Genomic DNA, 2,354 nt, shown 5'->3' with positions numbered 1-2,354 from the left:
TGGGCCAGGTCCGAGGCGCGCTGGCGGAGCTGGCGGCGGCGGAGGTGGCGCTCGGCGAGGGCGTCGGATACGTACTGCCGGACGATCTCGGCGAGGACGCGGACCCCGGCCCGTGGGCGGCGCTGCTCCCGGGCCTCGACCCGGCCACGATGGGCTGGCGCGACCGCGACTGGTATACGGACCCGGCCCACCGCACGAGGCTCTTCGACAGCGCCGGGAACGCCGGGCCCACCGTCTGGTGGCGGGGCGAGATCGTCGGCGCCTGGGCGCAGCGCCGTGACGGCGCCGTCGTGCACCGGCTGCTGGCCGACCGCGGGGCCGAGGCCCGGCGGGCCGTCGCCGAGGAGGCGGAGCGGCTGGAGGGCTGGCTCGCGGCCGAGGGGCTCGTGGTCAGCTTCCCGGCGCCCATGGCCAAGGAGCTGACCGGCTGATACGCCGCCCCGGGCGCCCCTTTGCCGAGGTTGTTTGCAGGTAAAGAGCAAGCAATGTCCGTTTTGGCGCTCGACACCCGCTTTCACTTGTGACCTCGCGCACATGGGCTGCGTCACATACGAAGCGCCCTCGTACGTCGCACCCGGCGCGGGGAGGCCCGGCGCCTCAGCGGAGGGGCGGCCCCGGCGGCTTGTCGCACTACGAGCGGTAGTAACTGGGGTGTGTGCATTCCAGGTTTATGTCCGTTAAAACTTCCCGAGTCGCTCGGTTTACCGACTCCGGCGGCCGTCCCCACCTCCGGCACGGAAATGAGAACCGCTCACATGTCTGCTCCCGCCCTTCAGCGCCCCGCCCTCCCCGCCCGCCGACGACTGCTGGCCGCAGGCGGCTGGGCCGCCGCGGCCGTAGCCCTCACCGTCGCGATAGCGCCGCAGGCCGCCGCCGAGCCGCGCAGCGCCGCCCCCGCAGCCCCCGTCGCCGCGCCCGCCACGGTCGGCACGAGCCTGGACGAGTGGATCAACGAGGCGCTCGTCGTCATGGAGCGCAACGGCATCCCCGGCACGTACGACGGGATCCACCGCAACATCCTGCGCGAGTCCAGCGGCAACCCGTACGCCATCAACAACTGGGACATCAACGCCGTCAACGGCGTCCCCTCGCAGGGTCTGCTCCAGGTGATCCCGCCCACGTTCGACGCCTACCACGTGGCCGGCACCTCGAAGAACATCACCGACCCGGTCGCCAACATCGTCGCCGCGTGCAACTACGCCGCCGACAGGTACGGCACGATCGACAACGTCTTCGGCGCCTACTGAGCCCGCCGCACTCCGTCCCCCTCGCGGCCCGCCCCGCGCGCACGTGATCCCCGGGACCCCGCCGTCCGGCACTCTCCCCCCGCCGGACGACGGGGTCCCGGCCTGCCGCGCGCCCGTCACACCTCCGACCGGAATTCACCCTTCCGGTAATCCGCCCCGTCTTCGCCGGGGCCCCGTCCCAGGTCAGACCGCCCGCAGCGGGCGGTTCCCGGCCGGCTCGCGGCGGCATCCACCCCTCCGCATGGCTTAGCGTTGGCCCGTGCACAACCGGGAACCCACGCAGGTGATGCGGTGCTGGACGGTGGCGGCCGCCGTGGTCGCCGTCGTCTCCGGCGCCGTCGGCGCGTGGGCGTACGCCGGGACCGGCGCCACCGGCGCCGACCTCCTGCGCGACCTCGCCGTCGGCTGGGCCTACGCGGGCGCGGGGCTGGCCGCCTGGTGGCGGCGCCCCGCCAACGCGACCGGGGCGCTGATGACCGCCGTCGGCGTCACCTGGTTCCTCGGCAACCTGCAGGGCACCGACGTCCCGGCGCTCTTCGCCGCCGGCGCCTGGTGGGAGGGCCTGAACATCGCCGTCCTCGCCCACCTCGTCCTCGCCTACCCCGACGGCCGCACCGACTCCCCGGCCGCCCGCCGCCTGGTGCTCCTCGGCTACGGCCTGGTGGCCACCGGCGGCCTGCTGCGGACCCTGGCCTTCGACCCGGCGGCCCACCCCGGCGGCTCGTACCTCACCTGCCGCGACTGCGGCCCCAACCCGCTCTTCACGCCCTCGCTCGGCGACCTCTTCCCCACCTTCGACGCCGGCTACCGCGCCATCGGCTGGGCCGTCTCGCTCGCCGTGGTGGCGGCGGTCGTACGGCGCTGGCGGCGCGCCTCCGTCGCCCGCCGCCGCGCGCTGCTGCCCGCCTGGCTCGCCGTCGTCGTGGCCACGTCCTTCCTGCTGTGGGACGTGCTCGTGGTGCTCGTGCCTGCGGGCGAGCCGGTCGAAGGCGCCGTGGGCGTGTTCTCCGACGTGGCCCAGACCGCCGTGCCGCTCGCCTTCCTCGTCGGTGTGCTGCGCATGCGGCTGCAGCGCGCGGAGGTCGGCGGGCTGGTGATGGAGGTCGG

2 protein-coding genes and 1 pseudogene are annotated in these 2,354 nt (G+C 74.4%); all 3 read left to right on the top strand.

Features of this window, described 5'->3' with window-relative positions:
- Positions 1–431: DNA glycosylase AlkZ-like family protein (locus tag H5J30_RS27845; protein WP_181790062.1), on the top strand; the 431-nt coding region annotated here is incomplete at its 5' end.
- A gap of 324 nt (positions 432–755) precedes the next feature.
- Positions 756–1,247, top strand: coding sequence for a transglycosylase SLT domain-containing protein (locus H5J30_RS27840; protein ID WP_181790061.1), 492 nt, complete (start codon positions 756–758; stop codon positions 1,245–1,247).
- Between the two features lie 259 nt (positions 1,248–1,506).
- Positions 1,507–2,354: pseudogene (locus H5J30_RS27835) on the top strand (hypothetical protein); the annotation flags it as partial.

This window comes from Streptomyces phytophilus (genome assembly GCF_013870535.1).
GTDB lineage: Bacteria > Actinomycetota > Actinomycetes > Streptomycetales > Streptomycetaceae > Streptomyces > Streptomyces phytophilus.
The sequence above is the reverse complement of the archived record's forward strand: the minus strand, read 5'-3'. Positions and strand labels throughout refer to the sequence as shown.

Coding starts and splice junctions, on each gene's coding strand:
- H5J30_RS27840 (WP_181790061.1), top strand. CDS start 756: ATGTCTGCTCCCGCCCTTCAGCGCCCCGCCCTCCCCGCCCGCCGACGA.